This window comes from Cryobacterium sp. TMT1-3, from assembly GCF_004402315.1.
Lineage (GTDB): Bacteria > Actinomycetota > Actinomycetes > Actinomycetales > Microbacteriaceae > Cryobacterium > Cryobacterium luteum.
This window is the reverse complement of sequence record NZ_SOFW01000038.1, coordinates 1-1249: the sequence shown is the minus strand read 5'-3', so window position 1 is coordinate 1249 and position 1249 is coordinate 1. Positions and strand designations below refer to the sequence as shown.

1 protein-coding gene is annotated in these 1249 nt (G+C 60.5%); it reads left to right on the top strand.

From position 1 onward, the window contains the following. The first annotated feature begins 101 nt into the window (after nt 1–101). Entirely contained in the window at nt 102–1244 is a 1143-nt protein-coding gene (locus E3O25_RS13630) for an IS30 family transposase (protein ID WP_370448768.1), read from the top strand. Nucleotides 1245–1249 lie beyond the last annotated feature (5 nt).

Here is a 1249-nt window from a genome sequence, read left to right as displayed (position 1 = left end):
GGCGGATTCAACCGGTCGTCGCAACACTCGATTTTTGTGAGGTGTTGTACGTGTGGTTGAAGAATGAGTTCGTTAAGAAACAGGCGCGGTTTTGGGTGTTGATGACTCAAGGCTCGACGCTGACTGCTGCGTGCGATGCTGTCGGGGTGAATCGACGAACTGGACGGCGTTGGCGTCAAGCAGCGGGTGGGCGGATCCCTCGTCCTGAGGCAGAGAAGTCTGGGCGGTACTTGTCCCTGGAGGAACGACTGCAGATCGCGGACTTGCACCTAGGTGGCACGGGCGTGCGGGCGATCGCTGCTCTGGTGGGCCGGTCTGCTGCCACGATCAGTCGAGAGCTGGCTCGAGGCGGATCCAAGACTGGCCCGCTGGCACGGACGAAGTATGCCCCGTATGCGGCGCAGAAGCAGGCCGAGCTTCGCGGACGTCGACCCAAGGCCAGCAAATTCGACCATCCGGAGCTGGCCCTTGTGGTGCAGAAAAAGTTGTGCCTGAAATGGAGTCCGGAACAGATCAGTGATCATCTGGCCGCGGTGTTTCCCGATCGGCAGGAAATGCGAGTCAGCCCGGAAGCCATCTACCAGGCGCTTTATGGGGGCGGCCGGGGTGACTTGCGCGGTGATCTGCATCAGCATTTGCGCACCGGCCGCGCCATCAGGCGTCCGAGACGGCCTGCTGCGAAGAACTCCGGCAAGATCCCGGACATGACCATGATCAGCGAGCGACCGGCGGAAGTTTCCGACCGGGCCGTGCCTGGGCATTGGGAAGGAGATCTGATCTTGGGATCACACTGCCGGTCGGCGATCGCTACGTTGGTGGAGCGTCAGACCCGGTTCACAATGCTGGTCCACCTCCCCGGTGACCACAGCGCGATCACGGTTCGCGATTGCCTGTTGGCAGCCATACAGACTCTGCCAGAACGCTTGGCTAAGACGTTGACGTGGGATCAGGGAACCGAGCTGGCCCAGCACCGGCAGATCACGCTGGCCACAAAGATGGCTATCTACTTCTGTGATCCGCATTCGCCGTGGCAGCGAGGCACCAACGAGAACACCAACGGGCTGCTGCGCCAATATTTCCCCAAAGGCACCGACTTATCCGTTCATTCGCCCGAGCGGCTACTCGAAGTCGCTACCGAACTCAACAATCGACCCCGCAAAACACTCGGCGGCATCACACCCACTCAAGCCATGCAACGACTACTGTCAGAGCCAGAAATACCCATCGTTGCGACGACCGGTTGAATCCG

Coding starts and splice junctions, on each gene's coding strand:
- E3O25_RS13630 (WP_370448768.1), top strand. CDS start 102: ATGACTCAAGGCTCGACGCTGACTGCTGCGTGCGATGCTGTCGGGGTG.